Source organism: Gracilimonas qinghaiensis, from assembly GCF_046602855.1.
In the GTDB taxonomy this organism is placed as follows: Bacteria; Bacteroidota; Rhodothermia; order Balneolales; family Balneolaceae; genus Gracilimonas.
In genome coordinates, this window is the sequence record NZ_JBKINJ010000001.1 from 410,622 (window position 1) to 428,926 (window position 18,305).

The 18,305-nt window shown below is 40.3% G+C and carries 23 protein-coding genes; 11 read left to right on the plus strand and 12 right to left on the minus strand.

The features are described 5' to 3' along the window. Positions 1 to 38 precede the first annotated feature (38 nt). Positions 39 to 1,205, plus strand: coding sequence for a hypothetical protein (locus ACKGJO_RS01825; RefSeq protein WP_411321688.1), 1,167 nt, complete (start codon positions 39 to 41; stop codon positions 1,203 to 1,205). Between the two features lie 15 nt (positions 1,206 to 1,220). Here the strand turns inward: ACKGJO_RS01825 and ACKGJO_RS01830 are convergent, their stop codons facing one another. The 12 genes from ACKGJO_RS01830 to ACKGJO_RS01885 all read right to left on the minus strand — a co-directional run bounded on the left by ACKGJO_RS01830 (position 1,221) and on the right by ACKGJO_RS01885 (position 9,884). Beyond that, positions 1,221 to 2,432, minus strand: a complete 1,212-nt coding sequence (locus ACKGJO_RS01830) for a BamA/TamA family outer membrane protein (RefSeq protein WP_411321689.1) — start codon at positions 2,430 to 2,432, stop codon at positions 1,221 to 1,223. A 74-nt stretch (positions 2,433 to 2,506) separates the two neighbouring features. Continuing rightward, entirely contained in the window at positions 2,507 to 4,234 is a 1,728-nt protein-coding gene (locus ACKGJO_RS01835) for a Na(+)/H(+) antiporter subunit D (RefSeq protein ID WP_411321690.1), read from the minus strand. After that, positions 4,224 to 4,439, minus strand: coding sequence for a hypothetical protein (locus tag ACKGJO_RS01840; RefSeq protein WP_411321691.1), 216 nt, complete (start codon positions 4,437 to 4,439; stop codon positions 4,224 to 4,226). The genes ACKGJO_RS01835 and ACKGJO_RS01840 overlap by 11 nt, the downstream gene beginning before the upstream one ends. 2 nt (positions 4,440 to 4,441) lie before the next feature. After that, the gene (locus ACKGJO_RS01845; protein WP_411321692.1) at positions 4,442 to 5,926 is read right to left on the minus strand and encodes a monovalent cation/H+ antiporter subunit D family protein; all 1,485 of its coding nucleotides are present in this window, start codon (positions 5,924 to 5,926) and stop codon (positions 4,442 to 4,444) included. A gap of 17 nt (positions 5,927 to 5,943) precedes the next feature. Further along, complete coding sequence (locus ACKGJO_RS01850) at positions 5,944 to 7,437, minus strand: monovalent cation/H+ antiporter subunit D family protein (RefSeq protein WP_411321693.1); 1,494 nt, start codon at positions 7,435 to 7,437, stop codon at positions 5,944 to 5,946. After that, positions 7,434 to 7,802 (minus strand): cation:proton antiporter subunit C, encoded by a 369-nt coding sequence (locus ACKGJO_RS01855; protein ID WP_411321694.1) that lies wholly within the window; start codon positions 7,800 to 7,802, stop codon positions 7,434 to 7,436. Before ACKGJO_RS01855 ends, ACKGJO_RS01850 begins: the two co-directional genes overlap by 4 nt. After that, entirely contained in the window at positions 7,795 to 8,235 is a 441-nt protein-coding gene (locus ACKGJO_RS01860) for an MnhB domain-containing protein (RefSeq protein WP_411321695.1), read from the minus strand. The genes ACKGJO_RS01855 and ACKGJO_RS01860 overlap by 8 nt, the downstream gene beginning before the upstream one ends. Beyond that, positions 8,225 to 8,533 carry a hydrogen gas-evolving membrane-bound hydrogenase subunit E gene (gene mbhE / locus ACKGJO_RS01865; protein WP_411321696.1) on the minus strand — a complete coding sequence of 103 codons (309 nt, stop codon included), beginning with the start codon at positions 8,531 to 8,533 and terminating at the stop codon, positions 8,225 to 8,227. Before mbhE ends, ACKGJO_RS01860 begins: the two co-directional genes overlap by 11 nt. Next, positions 8,530 to 8,775, minus strand: coding sequence for a Na(+)/H(+) antiporter subunit B (locus tag ACKGJO_RS01870; RefSeq protein WP_411321697.1), 246 nt, complete (start codon positions 8,773 to 8,775; stop codon positions 8,530 to 8,532). Before ACKGJO_RS01870 ends, mbhE begins: the two co-directional genes overlap by 4 nt. Further along, complete coding sequence (gene mnhG, locus ACKGJO_RS01875; RefSeq protein ID WP_411321698.1) at positions 8,775 to 9,098, minus strand: monovalent cation/H(+) antiporter subunit G; 324 nt, start codon at positions 9,096 to 9,098, stop codon at positions 8,775 to 8,777. The genes ACKGJO_RS01870 and mnhG overlap by 1 nt, the downstream gene beginning before the upstream one ends. Beyond that, positions 9,091 to 9,372 (minus strand): monovalent cation/H+ antiporter complex subunit F, encoded by a 282-nt coding sequence (locus ACKGJO_RS01880; protein ID WP_411321699.1) that lies wholly within the window; start codon positions 9,370 to 9,372, stop codon positions 9,091 to 9,093. Before ACKGJO_RS01880 ends, mnhG begins: the two co-directional genes overlap by 8 nt. Then, positions 9,372 to 9,884, minus strand: coding sequence for a Na+/H+ antiporter subunit E (locus tag ACKGJO_RS01885; RefSeq protein WP_411323264.1), 513 nt, complete (start codon positions 9,882 to 9,884; stop codon positions 9,372 to 9,374). Before ACKGJO_RS01885 ends, ACKGJO_RS01880 begins: the two co-directional genes overlap by 1 nt. Positions 9,885 to 10,325: 441 nt before the next feature. Between ACKGJO_RS01885 and ACKGJO_RS01890 the strand changes: the two genes are divergently transcribed. From ACKGJO_RS01890 to thiL, 10 genes are all read left to right on the plus strand, one after another. Further along, positions 10,326 to 10,610 (plus strand): 4a-hydroxytetrahydrobiopterin dehydratase, encoded by a 285-nt coding sequence (locus ACKGJO_RS01890; protein WP_411321700.1) that lies wholly within the window; start codon positions 10,326 to 10,328, stop codon positions 10,608 to 10,610. A gap of 242 nt (positions 10,611 to 10,852) precedes the next feature. Beyond that, positions 10,853 to 11,242, plus strand: a complete 390-nt coding sequence (gene rpsF, locus ACKGJO_RS01895; RefSeq protein ID WP_411321701.1) for a 30S ribosomal protein S6 — start codon at positions 10,853 to 10,855, stop codon at positions 11,240 to 11,242. A gap of 30 nt (positions 11,243 to 11,272) precedes the next feature. Then, positions 11,273 to 11,524, plus strand: a complete 252-nt coding sequence (gene rpsR, locus ACKGJO_RS01900; protein ID WP_411321702.1) for a 30S ribosomal protein S18 — start codon at positions 11,273 to 11,275, stop codon at positions 11,522 to 11,524. Between the two features lie 19 nt (positions 11,525 to 11,543). Beyond that, positions 11,544 to 11,990, plus strand: coding sequence for a 50S ribosomal protein L9 (rplI, locus tag ACKGJO_RS01905; RefSeq protein ID WP_411321703.1), 447 nt, complete (start codon positions 11,544 to 11,546; stop codon positions 11,988 to 11,990). Between the two features lie 107 nt (positions 11,991 to 12,097). Continuing rightward, positions 12,098 to 14,014 carry a protein-disulfide reductase DsbD family protein gene (locus ACKGJO_RS01910; RefSeq protein ID WP_411321704.1) on the plus strand — a complete coding sequence of 639 codons (1,917 nt, stop codon included), beginning with the start codon at positions 12,098 to 12,100 and terminating at the stop codon, positions 14,012 to 14,014. 1,038 nt (positions 14,015 to 15,052) lie between these two features. Further along, positions 15,053 to 15,778 (plus strand): MotA/TolQ/ExbB proton channel family protein, encoded by a 726-nt coding sequence (locus ACKGJO_RS01915; protein ID WP_411321705.1) that lies wholly within the window; start codon positions 15,053 to 15,055, stop codon positions 15,776 to 15,778. 42 nt (positions 15,779 to 15,820) lie between these two features. Beyond that, positions 15,821 to 16,087, plus strand: coding sequence for a hypothetical protein (locus ACKGJO_RS01920; protein WP_411321706.1), 267 nt, complete (start codon positions 15,821 to 15,823; stop codon positions 16,085 to 16,087). Between the two features lie 14 nt (positions 16,088 to 16,101). Then, positions 16,102 to 16,647, plus strand: coding sequence for an ExbD/TolR family protein (locus tag ACKGJO_RS01925; protein WP_411321707.1), 546 nt, complete (start codon positions 16,102 to 16,104; stop codon positions 16,645 to 16,647). Beyond that, positions 16,647 to 17,093 (plus strand): ExbD/TolR family protein, encoded by a 447-nt coding sequence (locus tag ACKGJO_RS01930; RefSeq protein ID WP_411321708.1) that lies wholly within the window; start codon positions 16,647 to 16,649, stop codon positions 17,091 to 17,093. Before ACKGJO_RS01925 ends, ACKGJO_RS01930 begins: the two co-directional genes overlap by 1 nt. Positions 17,094 to 17,170: 77 nt before the next feature. Beyond that, positions 17,171 to 18,199: a thiamine-phosphate kinase gene (gene thiL / locus ACKGJO_RS01935; RefSeq protein ID WP_411321709.1), complete on the plus strand. Its 1,029-nt coding sequence runs from the start codon at positions 17,171 to 17,173 to the stop codon at positions 18,197 to 18,199. Positions 18,200 to 18,305 lie beyond the last annotated feature (106 nt).

An 18,305-nucleotide genomic window follows, 5' to 3' on the forward strand; every position in this document is an offset into this window, starting at 1 on the left:
TTTATTACATTCTCTCAACAATAAACATGAGGTAACCTATGGTTAAAAGAATATTTGTACTCTTATTTTCTGTATTGATACTTACCGGTTGTAATTCTTCTGAGAAGTTATTGCAAAAAGGTGAATATGATCGGGCCATTGAAAAGGCAGTTAAAAAATTGCGTAAAGATCCCGGAAATGATAAGGAACTGTACGTGCTGAAGGAAGCCTATACCAAAGCAAATACCTTTGATATGGATCAGATCTCGTTCCTCGAAAAAGAAGGAAGAAGTGAGAATTATGTCCGTATTTACCAGCTCTATGGAAAATTGGATCGCCGCCAGGATAGGATCAAAACGCTTCCCACCCGGCTTATGAATGAATTCAGGATCGTAAATTACGATGATCAGTTGATCGCCACTAAAGAACAGGCAGCTGAAACTGCATACCAGCAAGGTCTGAAATATCTGGATCTGGGTGGAAAAGAAAATGCCAGAAGAGCCTTTTATGAATTTGAGAATGTTCAGTCATTGTATCCCAATTACAAAGATGTAAATGACCTGCAAAGAGAGGCTTCATATCTTGGTACCAATCAGGTGCTGTTTGTAGTGGAAAATAATTCAGAGATCATGCTGCCGGAACGTTTTGAATCTGAGCTACGGAAGATCAGTTTGGGAGAGCTTAACGATCACTGGATCCAATACAGTGTTTATGAAAATGAAGATGTGAATTATGACTATTTCGTTTCTCTGAATATCAACAGAATAACAATGAGTCCGGAAGGACTGGAGCGTGAAAAATATACAGAAACTACCGAGATCCAGGATGGGATGAAGTATGTGCTGGATGAAAGAGGGAATGTCATGAAAGATTCTTTGGGTAACGATATTAAAGTGCCAAACATGATTAATGTCAGTGCGGAAATAGAAACACGACGACAGTATAAAGAGGCAATGGTTGGCGGTAGCCTGGATTATATCGATCTGAGAACTGAGCAGCTCGTTAAATCAGATAATATTGGTGTTACTGCTGTGTTTGATCACATATCAGGTTCATATACCGGTGATGAGAGAGCACTAAGCCAAGAGTCTAAAGCTATCACAGAAAGAAATACGGTTCCTTTTCCAAATGATGAATTCATGCTAATGGATGCTGCGACTCTATTAAAAGAAAAAGCCAAAGACATCATGTATCGAAACCGTGGACTACTCAGTTCAACATACTAACACGGTCAAAAAAATTTAGAACAGATACCCGGCCGTAAAGTAAAGGCCATGACCATCATCTGAGAATCCCAAGTCAGCTCGGAAAATGAAGTTTTCATTAAAGAAAGAGCTAGTTCCACCTAACCCATATGTGTACTTGAGGTCATCTAAGATTTCCTGAATGGGAGTACCATTACTGTATGTTCTGCCAATATCAAAAAATAGGGTACCTCCGAATTTCACTTCATAGGCAGGAAATTCAAAAAGCCATGTTCTGAGTTCGGTATTTAGTAGTATGGCATTATCATCAATGAAGCGGTTCTCAGGATAGCCTCTCATGGTCTCTTCACCACCAATGACGGGAAGCTTGCGGAAAGGGGCGTCACCGGTTAAATGTTGGTATGAAATACGGTTGGCAAAAGTAATGTCCCTGATCAAATGAAAGGATTGATAAGCTCGAATTTCACTGTCAATGAGTGAAAAGATATCACCTGAATTTGTATAATCTTTTATTAGCTGAAATCCTGCTTTACCGTACACACCATGGCTTGGATCAAATTCACTATTACGACTGTCAAAGATGTATCCGGCCCCCAATGAGACTGTACCCGAGTACTCAAATCCTGCCGGACTCCAATTATAGATGAATGTATTCGGCTGAATGTTCACCGGGTTGTGGTAGTCAATTTCAGTTAAAAAGTATATATCAGATATCCTACCGAAAGGATCGTTACTCAGTGAACGTCTTAATATCGACTCGATCCCAAAAGAAAAGGATTCGTAATAATAGAACTCCTGATCTTCTGAAATAGAAGGATTTAGATTTTCATATGTCCCGATGCCGTAAAACTGATCATTTAAGAATTTAGATACGAAAAGGTCTGTGGTTAACCTCTGTCTGCCGTTGAAAGCTCTAGGTTTGTCAAAAAGTATTGACCCAGAAAACAAGCCTTTAGTAGATGCCACAGCATTCACAGTTAGATAGGAATTAAACGGCCTGATGCCATCCTTATAATGATATCGACTCATAATTCCGCCACCTGTCAGCCCATAGTCACTGTTATATCCGAGTGCAGGCAGAAAAGCATACTCAAGTGTGTCGATAACAATAACCCTGTCTGAGTTGATGTCGTTAACACTTTGGGCGTAAGAATTTAATGGTATTCCTGCAGTAATGACCACAACAAAGAAGAAAGATACTCTAATGTAATTCAATTGAATGGCCTGATTTACTTGATTTCTTGACACTGGAACAGCCTAAGATAAGAGCTTTATACCCGTATCGAAAAATTTGTGTTCGAAAACTGGGTCTTTTAATAGAGTCACAAAAAAATCACAAGAAGAATCACTATGAATCCGAAAAGGATAAATGAGAGTGCAGCACCGATAGTAGTTGAAAAGCCTTCAGATTTTATCTCTCTGCCTTCTGTAACAAATGATGGCAACAGAACCTTAAGGGGATTCTTGGAAACGGCTGAAGCACTATCCGCAACAGAGTAAGTGACTTGTTCAGCTTTACCAAACAAGTTGTTAGGGAAATCTACAAATACTTTCTCAACGAGCTTTGCCGGTTTACGATAGAACCAATCGGTGTCCACAGCAATAGTCGGCGTTCCCTCCAGTTTTTTGCGAAGAATCCAGAAACCGATGAAAGTGAATACCAGAATTTGCATCATTTCCACAAAGTGGTAAATAGTGTACGGCTGATAATCTACGGTATAAGGAAGAAACCTGTAAAGCAGATCGGGATATACGCCAAAAAGCGTACAGAAAAAAGCGCCCATGGCCATAGCAATTTTCATATTCAGGGGTACTTTACCAACTTTGAATTCGCTTTTCTTTTCACCGAACCAGGTGAAGTATGGGAGTTTGAGTCCGGTATGAAGGAAAGTTCCTACAGATGCGAGAATAAGCAGTAACATCACCGTTTCAAAGTGGGCGTAACCGGCTGCACTTACTACCATCGACTTACTGATGAAGCCGTTGAAGAACGGAAACCCGGAAATGGAGAACGCCCCTATCATATAAAGGCCCACGACCACCGGCATTTTCTTAGCGAAACCTCCAAGCTCAGTCAGCTTGCTTTTTCCTGTAGCGTGAATGACGGCTCCGGCTCCCATAAACAAAAGTGATTTATAGAGAATATGGCTGAAGGCATGTGCCGTAGTTCCATTGATAGCCATCTCGGTACCGATTCCCACACCGGCCACCATATAACCTACTTGACTCACAATGTGATAGGCTAGGATCTCTCGAATATCATTTACGAGTACCGCATACACAACACCGTACAATGCCATCGCCACGCCCCAATAAACCAGGATATCCCAGCCGGGGAAAAGGCGGATCAAGATATAAATGGCGGATTTTGTGGTGAAGGCACTCATGAAAACTGCACCGGTGATGGTGGCTTTCGGATAAGCATCTGCCAACCAGGCGTGAAGCGGAGGAATTGCCGAGTTCAACCCTACACCAAGCAGGATGAAAATGTTTGAGATAGAATAGGTTTGCTCCAAATTCTCGATCAGGAAGGAACCGCCATTATTTAAATGCATCAGAATTCCGCTGAAGAGCATTCCTCCCCCAAAAATGTGAACGAGAACATAGCGCATACCGGCTTTGTCAGACTCTTTGGTGCGGCGTGCCCAGATCAAGTATGTGGAAGCAGCTGCCATGATTTCCCAGAAGAAAAAGAGGGTAAAGAAATCACCGGCAAAAGTTACTCCAAGGGCACCGCCTGCATATGCAATAGCTGAGGTTTGTTGACCAAGGTCTTTGATATGGAACGCATACACACCACCGATGATGGTAATCATGATAAAAATAGTACCGAATATTCGACTCAGCGCATCAACGGTAAGGAGATGAAGTTCATAGCTGGCAAAAGGTACCTGTAACAGACTCCCTTCCGGCAATGACCATAAAACTCCTAATGCGGCCAGCGGAAAAACGATAAAGGCCGAACTTCGGACACGCTCCGGTATCAGTGGAAGAACAAAGGCTCCAAGGATCAGGATCACAGCAGGGACAGTGAGCAGCTCAAGCATCATAATAATCTTCGTCTCTAAAAATGAACAATTTGCCTAACCATTTTGATATATATATGATAACGACGGTGCCAAGAAATCCCCAGATCGCATAAAATGCGGGGATGCTATTCCACCAGTGTGGACTCTTGATCTTCATGAAGCCGAATTCGAGAACCAAACTGATAATAAAAACAACGCCAAGTGCTATCCAATGCCAGGTTTTCATAATTATATTGGGTTAAAAATACTTGCTGCTACGGTGCTCGCCATATCAAAGAAGTTAAAAAATAGATCTGGGTTCAATCCAAATAGTATGGAAAGAACGGCCGTGCTCATCAACGGGACTACCATGAATGGTGAGGCTTCAGAATGGCCTTCCAGTTCAGGACCGCCTTTTTTGAAATATGCACGGTGGATGATGGGAAAGAAATATCCAACGTTCAATAATCCACTGATTACCAAAATGATAACGGGGATAATCATTCCGCCTTCCAATGCTCCGGAGGCAAGGTACCATTTACTTACAAATCCATTTACAGGAGGAATTCCTGCCAATCCCATTGAACCAATGGTAAAAGCTGCCATAGTCCAGGGCATCACTTTTGCAATACCATTCATATTACTGATATTCTTTTTATGCAGATTCACCATAATGGCTCCAGCACAGAAGAAGAGTGTTATCTTCATAGTGGCATGAAATGCGATGTGCATCATACTTCCAATCAGGCCGGTTTCGGTAAGCAGTGCGGCTCCAAGTACAATGTAGGACAAATGTCCAACTGTGGAATATGCGAGCCGGCGTTTTAGATTGTCTTGTGCAAAGGCTAGTAGAGATGCTGCAATAATGGTGATCCCAGCCAGCACCATTAGAATTTCGTTGAGACCGAATTCCGCCATAATCTCAGGACCGAAGATAAATCCAACCACGCGGATCACTCCAAATACACCTGATTTAACCACGGCTACTGCATGAAGCAATGCACTAACAGGTGTAGGTGCTGCCATAGCAGAAGGAAGCCAGCTATGCAATGGCATTATTCCTGCTTTCACGCCCACGCCGGCTAGGAATAGCAAGAATATGGTTATTGCCATAGTGTTTGAAAGGTCAGTATCACCGAAAACACCACCTGGCTTGAATTCAAGGGTACCGGTAAGTGAATATGTGATTCCGGCAGCGGCGATAAGAAGTAAGCCTGCTGTTAAAGTGTAGGTCAAATATTTACGACCTGCTGCTATTCCTTTTTTACTTTCACTATGGATGACCAAGGGATAGGTAGCCAGCGTCAACATCTCGTAAAAGATGATGAAGGTCAAAAGGTTACCGGAAAAGGCAATCCCAATGGTAGAACTTAAACAAATGGCAAAACTGGCGTAGTAACGGGTCTGCTTCTTTTCATGATGCCCCCGCATGTAGCCAATTGAATAGAAAGATGTGAAGATCCAAAGTCCGGATGCAATGAGGGCAAAGAAAACTCCAAAGGTATCTGCTTTAAGTAACAGGGGAAGGTTAGGAGCGATCTCGAAAAGTTCCAATTCGATGGTATTTCCCTGAAGTGCAGATGGTAATAACGTAAGCACCAACAAGAACTTGATCACCCCGGCCAGAATGGTCCAGAACTCACGGAGATTCGGTTTTTTCGAACTCAGCAAGATGAAAGGCACCGCAGCTAACGATACCAAAACAGCATATAAAGGGACGTACGTAAGTTCCATTGCGTTTATTTACCTATTTAAAATCCTGCAGGAAACATGGTGAAAATTACATTTACGATATAGGCATTGAAGATACCTACCACTAACAATCCTATCGCCATGACGGCCATTGGAAACATCATGCTGAATCCAGCTTCATTTCTTTCTACTGGTTCAGTTTCGTCAGAAGAATCATCGTCGGGATCGTTCAAATACACTTTTTCTAAAATTCGAAAGAAATAAACGGCATTTAGCAGAGAACTGATCAAAATAACAGCAAGCAGCATCCAATTACTGTTTTCAATAGTACCGAGTGCCAGGTACCATTTTGAAAAGAAACCGGCGAGTGGGGGTAACCCAACCATTGAAATTGCCGCGGTGGTAAATGCAGCCATCGTCCAGGGGTATTTTTTGCGAAAGCTGTTATCAAATCTTGTAATGAGGGAATGGCCTTCCTTAAGTCTTAAGCTTCCGGAAACAAGGAATAGGAGAGCTTTCATCATGGCGTGATTCAAAATGTGCAGTACGGCACCAATGAACCCAAATGGATTGGCTAAACTAATACCCATGATGATGTATCCTATTTGAGAAACAGAACTGTAGGCCAGCATCTTTTTAAGTTCAGATTGAGCAATAGCCATTATGGAACCGTATAAGATTCCAATACCTGCAAAAATGCCAATAATAGTGGTAACAGGAAGCTGATCGTCGATCAATTCAACTCCAAACAAAAAGAGTACGACCCTGAACAGAACATATGCAGCGACTTTTGTTCCAATCGGGGCAATTAAGGCGGACGATGAGGATGCTGCAAAAGTATAGGAGTCAGGTAACCAGCCGTGTAGGGGGAATAGGGCTGCTTTCACCCCAACACCAATAACCATTAGAACAAGAGCAGCTATAACTGAAGAATGACCGATAACCATCGGTAACATATCATGCATATCTATGATATTCAGTGTGCCGGTAACGGTATATAGAAATCCAACCCCCAATAGGTATAAAGAACCTCCAACTGTTCCTATGATCAAATAGCGGAAGGATGCATAGGGTGCTCGTTTTTCTCCTATGGCGATCAATGCATAGCTGGAAAGTGAGGAGATCTCAAGGAAAACGTAGAGGTTAAAGAGGTCGCCCGTCAAAACCATTCCATTGAATCCAAGCATCATCAGCATGGTGACGGTATAATAGGCCATTTTCTTGCCGGGAAATTCGATCTTGCTGATTTCTTTGGAATGTATCAGAACCAGAAAAGCAATGGTATTAATGACCAGCACTACAAAAGCTGCAAGTCCGTCATAGACAAATTCAATACCCACAGGGGGGGGCCAGCCACCAAAATAGTAGCGTATAGTTTCTCCGGTTTGGATGAGGTTTAGGAATCCCCACGCTGAAAAGAATGACGCAATACCGGTACCCATTAGGCTCAAATGCCAAGCTATCTCACGCTTCCATAGCCCGATGAGCGGGATAAGAACCGCAAAAAGAATATAGGTAACAGGTATTAGTGCAGGTATTTCTGTTCCTATCATTGAATCTTATCTATAAGTTCTTCTTCGTTCAAAGTACCGTATCGATTGTAGATCTTGATCAAAAGTGCATAGGCTACTCCCAGTGTTGCCACACCAACCACAATGGCCGTCAACATCAATGTGTGGGGAAGGGCATTCATATAATTAGATACTTCACTGACCGGAAGTCCATCCGCTTTTACCGGAACTGTAGCCCCTTCCTTCATTGCCACGGATACAAAAAATAGAATTACACCACCCTGGAAGATGGTGAGGCCGATAGTTTTTTTTACCAAATTCTTTTTCAAAAGCATGCCATACAGGCCTACTGAAAGCAAGATCATGGTAAACCAGTAAGCGTAATGACCCATAAAGAAATCAAGCATAGTCTTCTCCTTTTACCATGTTATCATAGATCAAAACCAAGACGGTCATAACTGTCAGGCCAATCCCGAGTTCTATGATCAGGATACCCCAGTATCTAAGGTCTGCGGCTTCCAGCCCGGGAATAGGAAGTTGCTCATAATCCAAAAAGTAACCGCCCATGATGAGTGCGAGTAAGCCGGTCCCGAAATAAATGATAACACCCAAGGCGGCATAAGGTGTAGCCAAATAATCTTTGAACTGCAGGTTTGCAATCTTGGTACCGCTTGCAATTCTTACAAGCAACAGTGAAGCAGCAAGCAGCGTGCCTCCCTGAAATCCGCCACCGGGTGAATAATGGCCATGAAAGATCACATAAAACCCAAAAACCATTATATAGGGACTGAGTAACCTGGTACCTAATAATATTATGGGGCTGGGGGATCTATTGATCATCGTCATCCCTCCTGTTTCTTAAGAGAAGAAAAGTAATCATGCCTGCTGTGAAGATCACGATCTGCTCTCCAAGGGTATCAATACTACGATAGTCTCCCAAAACCACTGTTACGATATTCGGTGTGTGGGCATCGTTATACGCTTCCTGGATATAGTAATTTCCGGGTACTTCTGTACCTGTCATACTCACTGATTGATTCATTCGATTATCAGGATCTCCGCGAAATGGAAGATCTGATGCAGCGAATAACAGCAACAAAGCAAATACTAAAATTAAAAGGAGTTTCAGGTACTTCAATCTTCTGTCTTAAATGTGGTTTGATAAATTGCTACGATCAACAAAATTCCGGTGACACCAGCGCCAACCACGGCCTCTGTAAATCCAACATCGACAGCACCCATGGTTGTAAATAAAAGTGCCATCAAAAAACTAAAAAGTGTCAGCATAACTGCGGCCACAAGCAGGTCGTCAGATTCGAGTGCGATAAAAGCCGTGATCAATAAAAAGAAGAATAAAATGAGTTCCAGTTCCCAATACATCAGTTGTCCTCTTTTTTCTTTTTATCAAAGATTGGGGTTAAACCTGAATTGAGTGCAGCGCGAGCCAAGGCATGAGCACCAACTGGATTTGCAAGTAAAATAAACAACAAAATAAGAAACAGCTTTCCGCTATTGATATTGAGGCCTTCATAAATGATCAGTCCAATAATAACGAGCATCATACCAAGAGTATCACTCTTACTGGTTGCATGCGTTCTGGAATAAAAATCGGGTAACCTTATAGTACCAATGCTTCCAATAAGTAAAAAGAAGATACCTGCAACAACAAAGAATATGGTAAAGATGTTACTTATCTCAATCATCGTATCGGAAATTTGTGTTCTCTGATGAAAAATATTTTGCAATGGTCAAAGAGCCAACAAATCCCAAGATGGCATAGGCAAGAGTGATATCCACAAACATTCCGATCCTGTCAAATACAAAACCAATAAGGCAGATCAGTACGATCGTCTTTGTTGCTATAGCATTGGTGCCAATTAAGCGATCAAAAACGGTTGGTCCCTTTATTACCCTGTAAGCAGGCACGGTAATAATTGCGGTCAGAATTACAGCACTATAGAGGAAAAAGGATTCCATTAATTCAATTCCTCCTTCTTGTATAGAACTTCAAAATCGTAAACAACCTGTTCGGATTCCGCTTTAAACAGCTTCAATACTTTTTGAGGCATGGTATCGCTGGCAATTGCTTCAAATGAATCCGGAGATATAGCATGAACTATAAAATCATCTCCTTTTATATCGACAGTTAGGGTGCCGGGAGTCAAGGTAATAGAGTTTCCTAAAATCATCTTGCAGTGTACGTTTGGAAAATTAACCTTGAACCTGACAATCGAAGTTTGAATGGGGAGAGATGGGCTCAAAAGTATTTTGGCAACTTGAATACCAGAAACAACGATCTGGACCATCAGCCAGCCAAAATAATATGGTACATAAAGAAACCGCAGGTCTTTGATCACATCCGTCTCATCAGCAAAATATGAGTGTGACTTTAACCTGTGGTTAACGGCCATTACAATACTGACACTCACAATTCCCATAAGAGAATGGGTGATGTCAAAGAAACCACTCATAATATACCAAAAACCCATAAGGCTCAGGAAAGAAGTGATTAGGCTTTTAGCAGATAATAGCTTCAAAATTAAGACAGTGCTTGAATTATTAATAATTTTTTGATGCCTTCTAACATACAAATTCTGAAATATTCTTGAAATGTTATTTGGGCTTTTATTAGATAAAGGAAAACCAACGATTATAAATAATGTTTGGCTAGAATATATCGTTTAAACAGGCATAAAAATGAGGCTTAAAGCCCTTTAAATAATGTAAATATGTTTTTCGTTCAGAGAATTATTCAAAATTATAACCTGAAGGCATATTTAAGAGGGTAAAGTTAAGATGTTACGAAATTTTATTGCCTTTAAAGATAAATAGAGGTTTTTGAACCTTGGAACTTTTTTGAGCTCAGTTTCACTTTATTAAATGTAGCAAACACATAGGAACTTAGTAATCAACTGATAAAATCTAGTAGAATGGCAGAACATTTAACAGAGAAAGAAGTTAATAAGGAACTTGAATCGCTATCAGGTTGGACCTTTGATGATAACAAGATAAAAAAAGAGTATGGTTTCAATGATTTCAGTGAGGCTCTTGGATTTATTGTAAGAGTTGGATTGGAAGCAGAAAAGCAAGGCCATCATCCGGAACTGTTCAACGTTTACAATACGGTACGGATCGCTTTGAGTACACACGATGCCGGTAATAAGGTGACCAACAAAGATATTGATCTTGCCAAGGCTGTAGAACGTTTAATCTGATTTTTTGGCTAAATGTGATAGTCTATCATAATGAGGGGTGATCAAGACATTAGTTTATCCTGTACTAATGAAATTGGTTTGATATTGGCAGAACTCTGAATCATTTTCAATATTTAGTTTTGTAATTCAGGTATTGTATTACTGTATAAAAAAGGCGTATCTTTAGAATCTTCTGTTGCTCGGTAAAGTACCAGAGTGACTGCTTTTATCTTAGAAAGCACCCAAAGAAACCAATATATAAAATGAGTAAAAACTATTACGAGTTTACCTATATCATAAATCCTGTTCTCGAAGAGGACATGTTTAAAGAAACGGTTGATAAAGTTACCAAGCTTGTCGAAGACAATGATGGTGAGATTGATGAAGTTGATGAGTGGGGTTTACGTCAATTTGCATATGACATCGACAAAAAAGGAAGCGGATACTATGTGAATATGTATTTCAGAGCTCCTGCTGAAGCAATTGCCTCAGTTGAACGACAGTTACGCATTGACGATAACGTCCTTCGATTTTTAACCCTCAAGTATGATGCAAAAATGATTCGTCACAGAGAGCTTCAAAGAAAAAATGAAGTTCCGGATATCTTTGCTATTGAAGACGAAGATGAGGATAACGAAGAAGACGAAGATTAAACAGCCAAATCTCACAAAAGGAATTGAATTATGATTAAGAATCCATCACACCCGAAAAAAAACCAACGTAAAGTTAAGCAGTGTAAATTCACACGTGCCGGACTTGAGTACATTGACTACAAAGATGTTGATACTCTTCAGCGCTTTACCAACGATCAGGGAAAGATCCTTCCACGTCGTGTAACCGGTACAAGTGCAAAACATCAACGCCAGTTAACATCGGCCATCAAGCGTGCACGCTTTTTGTCATTAATGCCGTATGTAGCTGAAAACCTTCGATAAAAATTTATAGAACAGTATTATGAAGATCATTCTTAGAGAAGACGTAGAAAAATTAGGACAATCCGGAGAAGTAGTTGATGTGAAGGATGGATATGGCAGAAATTATCTAATCCCACAAGGCAAAGCGGTTATGGCAACAAAAGGTGCCATTCAGGAACTTGAAAGATTGAAGAAAGAGGCTGCACGTCAGGCTGAACTGACCGTAAATGAAGCCAAAGAACTGGCTAAACAGCTGGAAGTAACTTCACTTACCATACCCGTAACAACCGGAGATGAAGACAGAATTCACGGAACTGTTACAAATGCAGATATTGCAAAAGCATTGGAAGAACGTGATATTCTTGTCCAGAAAAAAGACATTACACTTGATCAGGACGTTAAAGGTCTTGGCGAATATACCGCTACCGTGAACCTGGTTGGCGATCTAAACCCACAAGTTAAGTTCTGGGTAGTAAAAGACGAGTGAGATTTCTCATTCGAGATTTCAGGCACTAATTTCGGATCAAGTAAGTTTCATTCTATGAATACCATCATATACAGGTAACAACTGATCAAACACTGAAATTAGTTTTAATGAAATCATTGCAAATCAAATTAATGGGGATCATCATTCTGATGTTATCCCCATTTTTTATTCAGGCACAAATACCTGACCCGGTAAAGTTTACACTATCTGAAGCTCCAGATTCTGTTTTAGCAGGAGAAGTTTTTGAGATAAAGATCGATGCTTCCATAGAGGGAAACTGGCACTTGTACTCTATTCTGAACGATGAAGACGCCGGTCCTTTTCCCACCGAGTTTTCAGCCAAGTCTGCAAACTTTGTGATAGTTGGACAGGCAAAAGAATCGGATGCGGACATTGAATTTGACCCCAATTTTGAGGCTGAGTTAGGTTGGCACAGTAACTTCGCTGAGTTTATTATTCCTGTAACTATAAAAACCACAGAGTCCGGTAAACAAAATCTGGATATCGAGGTTTATTATCAGGTGTGTGACGATAAGGTATGTCTGCCACCCACAACAAAATCGATTGTAGCGGGAGTTACAGTCACCGGTGTTGCAGCCGAGCCTGTACCCGAAGCAGTTTCCAGTGGGAATGAATCAGGCCTTTCCGATACTGGGTCGGAAATTAAAGAATCGGCATTAGGTGTTGAGGGGATCTTTTCTTTTATATGGATCGCTGTTCTGGCAGGATTTGCTGCTCTTCTTACTCCCTGTGTTTTTCCGATGATCCCACTTACAGTTTCATACTTCTCTAAGCAGGAACAGGGTGGCAAGGCAGTTGGTAAAGCCTTTCTTTTTGGTATTGCCATTGTTGCCACTTTCACACTTTTGGGAATTTTACTTGCTGCTGTCTTTGGTGTATCAGGGGCACAGAATTTTGCTTCTAATCCATGGGTAAATTTATTCATTGCTTTTATATTAGTAGCATTTGCTTTCAGTTTACTGGGAATGTACGAGCTACAACTACCACATCAGCTTACCAACTGGCTGAATCGTAAAAGTAATCAGAGTACCGGTATAGCAGGTATTTTATTTATGGCATTAACGATCAGTGCTGTTTCATTTTCATGTACAGCACCTTTTGTGGGTGGAGTTTTTGCGGCTACAACCGGTGGTGAATGGTTTTATCCGATCATTGGTATGGTTGGATTCTCTGCTGCTTTTGCAAGTCCATTTGTTATCCTGGCTATTTTCCCTAAATGGATGGAGTCATTACCAAAAAGCGGTTCATGGATGAATATTGTAAAAGTGATACTTGGATTTATTGAATTGGCAGCAGCGTTCAAGTTTCTCTCAAATGTTGATCTGGTTTGGGAATGGGGTATTGTGTCTCGACCTCTGACCATTGCGGCATGGATCGCGATTTTTCTTCTCACAGGATTGTATCTGCTTGGGAGTTTTTCACTCAAGCATGAGAAAAAACCAGAAAGCATAACAACGGGTAGGATGTTGCTGGCTATTCCATTTTTGTTATTCAGCTTTTATCTGATTCCTGGGCTTTTAGGATCCTCTCTTGGAATTTGGGATGCTTTTCTTCCACCAAAACAAGCCACTGATGTAAGTTTGGTTGCCTCTATGGGAGCTATGGGCGGAAGTGGAGCTGCAAGCAGTGTTGATGATGGTTGGTCCAAAGATTTTGAGCTCTCAAAAGAAACTGCAATTCAAGAAGGGAAACCGATCTTTATTGATTTTACAGGCTATACTTGTACGAACTGCCGTGCTATGGAGTCAAATGTATTTCCACTTGCAGAAGTGGTAGAGCGTTTCGATCAAATGGAATTGGTGAAACTCTATACTGATGGCGGTCCAGATGGCCCTGAAAACCAGATGTTTCAGTTTGAGTTGACAGGAAATGTGGCTCTTCCAACATATGTGATCGTTGACCCCCAAACAGAACGAGTAATTAGTCAGAGTCTGGGATACAGTAAAAAAGACGATTTTGTAGCATTTCTGGATAAAGGCTTGCGAGCTTTTAAAAATCGTTAGTGGTTGTACATTTACGTTATAAGCTTTAGCCTTGACCACCTGCTAACTAAATCAAATCTTTCTAACTTAGCAGGCTTTTATGAATGGCTTTATCTGCATATTAGTGCAGTGCCTTTTTGGTACGTTTAAAACTCAGCCTCAATCTACGATTGAACGCGATCTTATATTTTCTTCTCTGCCATTCTAGACCTCCATATGTCTGGGGAAATATAATTTTAATGATGCGATCCTTGACAGAAAATATGAATGCCATTTTAACTTATTTGAGTATTTCAGGTTAGCATGATGTGACTGCATAAAATTTTGGAGAGTATTTATAAATAATTCATAGAGTTGAAGTTTTGAATTCTAAAATGCGGATTGGGCTTTTGGGTCACACCCTTTAAATACAGCACTAAGAATTAGTAGCTGTTTTACTTTTTAAGCAGATAAATTATATAAGAGTCAGTATCAATCAAGGGGTATATGAGAGAGATTCTGCTAAATGATGAACTTTTACCTGATATAGAATTAAAAGTCAGCTTCCTCAATATTTTTCAATTAATCAATGGAATTGACACAATTGGGAATTCAAGCACGAAAAAAGGAGAGGGAAATTCTATAAGTAAAAAATAGGGATATGCGAGAAAATATTTCAGCCTAGTTTGAGTTTAAAAAACTAAAACACAAACCTGAACGTGTCAGTTTTCAACTTATTTAAACAACGAGCTAACCGCAGCGATAGGATATGTGAGCAATTTGATTAGTCTTTATAATGGTAGCTATAGAATAAGTGATCTCTTGCGTTTGATTTTTAACTTTGAAAAGCAAACACTCATAGATAATCCCGTAATTCAAATGTAAAACCAGAGTTAAGTGCTAATTTTTAAAATTTAAAATACTGATTTTATGTGTTTTGAAAGCTATTTTGCGCTATGAGTAACATTACGTAAAAAAGATATTTTAAGAAGGATGATACTTTGACATTTAGTATAAAATGAACTATTCTTTTGCTCATTAATCTTAGCCTTTAACATTTAAATAACTAGCGGAGTAGACATGATATCGTCGATTGCTCTTTTTCTTTTACAAGCCCCTGCTGACGAAGGGTTTTTTAACGTTGTCGTAGAAAAATTTAACCAAGGTAATGAAAGTGGTTGGATGTGGCCTGTATTGATCGCATTGATCCTCGGACTCGCTATTTTCCTTGAGCGTATTATTACCCTTAACCTTGCTGACATCAACACGCGTAAGTTCATTGTTGACGTACAAGAAGCACTTCAGGAAGGCGGAATAGAAGCCGCTGAAGAATTATGTGCACAAACACGTGGCCCTGTTGCCTCCGTATTCCAAGCCGGCCTTATGCGGTCTGATGAAGGAATCGAAGCAGCTGAGAAAGCGATTTCTGCCTATGGTTCTATTGAAATGAGTTTCCTTGAAAGAGGGCTTGTATGGTTATCATTATTTATTGCTATTGCTCCTCTACTTGGATTCCTTGGAACCGTAGTAGGTATGATTCAGGCATTTGATGACATCGAGGCTGCAGCGGATATTTCTCCGAGTATTGTAGCTGGTGGTATTAAAGTAGCCCTTCTTACTACAGCTGGTGGTTTGATAGCAGGTATTATTTTGCAGATCGGTTACAACTACTGTGTTTCCAAAATTGATCGCATTATCGCAGAAATGGAAGAAAGTTCCATTACACTGATCGATTCTATTATTATGCTGAATGAAGGTAAACAACTTGTTCCCGATTCAGGATCTGATAGCTCCGACAACTCGTAATAGTTAAACATAAATCCCAAATAATAAAGAAAGGATAAAATTATGGAAGCTATTAGTGTTGGACTAGCAATTGGCTTAATAGGATTGGGTATTCTTGGTATAATAGGTGCTGGAATTAAAAGTGTGATAAACGGAAAACAGGATTACAAAAGAATTGGCATGATGGCAGTTCCATTCGTAGTGTTTGGAATTTCCTATGCTTTTTTTGGAGAAATCCCTAAAGCCGGAGTATTCACAGCAGTATTTATGCTTGGCGCTATGGTTGTTACCATCGTCTTAACTGGAATGCGCGGGACCTTTAAGTTTTAATCAGGAAATAATCTATGTTACTTAAAAAACGAAAAAGAGAAGAACCGGATATCAATGGGTCATCTATGGCCGATATTGCATTCCTTCTGCTGATCTTTTTCCTGGTAACCACTACCATTAATGTGGATACCGGTATTGGATTGGTGTTACCACCGCCATTACAGGAAGATCAGGAACCACCACCTATCAAGGAGAGAAACTTGATGAACATATTGGTGAATTCAGAAGGACGCGTGTTGATGGATGAACAACCCTATCAACTGACAGATGTTAAAGAACGTTTGAAAGAGTTCATTGACAATCCGAACAATGATCCAGACTTATCCGAATCTCCGGATATGGCCATTGTTTCTGTGAAAACACAACGTCAGACACCATATCGTATTTATGTAGATATGTTGGATGAAGTTATGGGAGCATACAAGGAACTGCGTGATGCTGCATCACGGGCAAACTATGGTGTGCCTTTTGGTGCACTGCAGGATAATAGCCCACAGCATGAGCAGATCACTGACATGTATCCCAAGAAAATATCAATCGCAGAACCGGGAGATAACTAATGGCACATTTCAAGAAAAAACGAGGTGGAAGTAAGCAGGAAGTACCAACTTCTGCTATGCCTGATGTAATTTTCATTCTACTGTTCTTCTTCATGGTTACTACGGTACTCCGAGAAGTGACATTGAAAGTTCGTGTTAATCTAACTCAGGCTGAAAACATCGAGAAGATCGAACAAAAGCGCTTGCTTTCTTATGTATACATTGGTCCTGAACGACTTCCCAATAATCAACTTGGTGAAGATAAGGTTCAGATCGACGATGCCATTGTGGATGACATAGGAGCAATACGTACTCTCATGTACGACAAGCTGCGTGAACAACCAAAATTGATTGTTTCACTACGCGTTGATGAGAATTCAGAATTCGGACTTCTTACAGATGTACAGGAAGAATTGAAACAAGCGAGTACTTTTAGGATCAACTACTCTACCAGACGAGAACGATAAGTTTATCGTATAACGATTTAAGGCAACTGTATCTTCGGATGCAGGTGCCTTTTTTTATTTTAACCAAGCTATAATTCATGTCCGATACTTTTCAAACCATTCAAAGCATAGGCGCAAAAAACCTTTTAGATAAGCTCACCGATTTTGACTCATATAAAAGTGATAATGTCATACAGTCAGTAGGTGACGATTCTGCTGTAATTGAAGAAAAAGATGGTGATCTGACCTTACTTACATCAGAAACTTTTGTTGAGGGAGTCGATTTTGACCCCACCTATACCCCATTTCATCATTTGGGATATAAGATTGTTTCTGCAGGTGTTAGTGATATTTATGCTATGAACGGTATGCCTGAAACCATGCTCATCAATCTGGCAGCACCTAACCGTATGTCTGTTCAAATGATTGAAGACCTATACAAAGGTATCTACGCTGCCGGCAAAGAACATGAGGTAGAATTGGTTGGTGGAGATATGAAAGCTAATCATGCCAACTTGGTAGTCTCTATAAGTATATATGGTAAGGTTGATCAGAATGTGATCAGTTATCGAAAAGGGGCTGAGGATGGTGATGCTATTTGTATAACAGGTGATCTTGGCGGGGCTCTTGCAGGACTTAGAATATTGATGAGAGAAAAAAAATTCTGGGAAGAACACGGAGACGATGCTGTTCAACCTGAATTGGGGGATTATCAATTTGTAGTTAAAAGGCAATTGGTACCTAAAGCAAGAAGGGATCTTGTTTATAATTTAAGGGATAACAACTTGGTTCCAAGTTCAATGATAGACCTTTCTAAAGGACTTGTCAGTGAGTTGAGTGCTCTTTGTGATGCTTCATCGCTTGGTGCTACCATATATCAGGCTGCTTTGCCTATAGCCATAGAAACACGACAGGTAGCTGATGAAATGAAGGAGGATGTTGACAGATACGCTCTTTTCGGAGGGGAGGACTTTGAACTTATGTTTACTTTACCGGAAAAACAGGTTGAGGCATTCGCTAATAAATTCAATGATTTTGTGGTAATCGGGAGAATGAGACCTGAAGAAGAGGGTATGAAAATGCAAACAGCAGAAGGTGATCTCGTTTCATTTGATGAATTGTCATAACATGAGTAATGGCACGTTTTTTGCCAAACTACCGTTGCACTAAACATACTATTAATCTGAGCTAACTTATTTGAGTATCAGGTTCCTTATATTACTTCTATTAAAA

What these genes read in the sequence shown, in the direction of transcription:
- ACKGJO_RS01825 (WP_411321688.1), top strand. Translation starts at nt 39, where the DNA reads ATGGTTAAAAGAATATTTGTACTCTTATTTTCTGTATTGATACTTACC.
- ACKGJO_RS01835 (WP_411321690.1), bottom strand. Translation starts at nt 4,234, where the DNA reads ATGATGCTTGAGCTGCTCACTGTCCCTGCTGTGATCCTGATCCTTGGA.
- ACKGJO_RS01840 (WP_411321691.1), bottom strand. Translation starts at nt 4,439, where the DNA reads ATGAAAACCTGGCATTGGATAGCACTTGGCGTTGTTTTTATTATCAGT.
- ACKGJO_RS01845 (WP_411321692.1), bottom strand. Translation starts at nt 5,926, where the DNA reads ATGGAACTTACGTACGTCCCTTTATATGCTGTTTTGGTATCGTTAGCT.
- ACKGJO_RS01850 (WP_411321693.1), bottom strand. Translation starts at nt 7,437, where the DNA reads ATGATAGGAACAGAAATACCTGCACTAATACCTGTTACCTATATTCTT.
- ACKGJO_RS01855 (WP_411321694.1), bottom strand. Translation starts at nt 7,802, where the DNA reads ATGCTTGATTTCTTTATGGGTCATTACGCTTACTGGTTTACCATGATC.
- ACKGJO_RS01860 (WP_411321695.1), bottom strand. Translation starts at nt 8,235, where the DNA reads ATGATCAATAGATCCCCCAGCCCCATAATATTATTAGGTACCAGGTTA.
- ACKGJO_RS01870 (WP_411321697.1), bottom strand. Translation starts at nt 8,775, where the DNA reads ATGTATTGGGAACTGGAACTCATTTTATTCTTCTTTTTATTGATCACG.
- mnhG (WP_411321698.1), bottom strand. Translation starts at nt 9,098, where the DNA reads ATGATTGAGATAAGTAACATCTTTACCATATTCTTTGTTGTTGCAGGT.
- ACKGJO_RS01880 (WP_411321699.1), bottom strand. Translation starts at nt 9,372, where the DNA reads ATGGAATCCTTTTTCCTCTATAGTGCTGTAATTCTGACCGCAATTATT.
- ACKGJO_RS01885 (WP_411323264.1), bottom strand. Translation starts at nt 9,884, where the DNA reads ATGGGTTTTTGGTATATTATGAGTGGTTTCTTTGACATCACCCATTCT.
- ACKGJO_RS01890 (WP_411321700.1), top strand. Translation starts at nt 10,326, where the DNA reads ATGGCAGAACATTTAACAGAGAAAGAAGTTAATAAGGAACTTGAATCG.
- rpsF (WP_411321701.1), top strand. Translation starts at nt 10,853, where the DNA reads ATGAGTAAAAACTATTACGAGTTTACCTATATCATAAATCCTGTTCTC.
- rpsR (WP_411321702.1), top strand. Translation starts at nt 11,273, where the DNA reads ATGATTAAGAATCCATCACACCCGAAAAAAAACCAACGTAAAGTTAAG.
- rplI (WP_411321703.1), top strand. Translation starts at nt 11,544, where the DNA reads ATGAAGATCATTCTTAGAGAAGACGTAGAAAAATTAGGACAATCCGGA.
- ACKGJO_RS01910 (WP_411321704.1), top strand. Translation starts at nt 12,098, where the DNA reads ATGAAATCATTGCAAATCAAATTAATGGGGATCATCATTCTGATGTTA.
- ACKGJO_RS01915 (WP_411321705.1), top strand. Translation starts at nt 15,053, where the DNA reads ATGATATCGTCGATTGCTCTTTTTCTTTTACAAGCCCCTGCTGACGAA.
- ACKGJO_RS01920 (WP_411321706.1), top strand. Translation starts at nt 15,821, where the DNA reads ATGGAAGCTATTAGTGTTGGACTAGCAATTGGCTTAATAGGATTGGGT.
- ACKGJO_RS01925 (WP_411321707.1), top strand. Translation starts at nt 16,102, where the DNA reads ATGTTACTTAAAAAACGAAAAAGAGAAGAACCGGATATCAATGGGTCA.
- ACKGJO_RS01930 (WP_411321708.1), top strand. Translation starts at nt 16,647, where the DNA reads ATGGCACATTTCAAGAAAAAACGAGGTGGAAGTAAGCAGGAAGTACCA.
- thiL (WP_411321709.1), top strand. Translation starts at nt 17,171, where the DNA reads ATGTCCGATACTTTTCAAACCATTCAAAGCATAGGCGCAAAAAACCTT.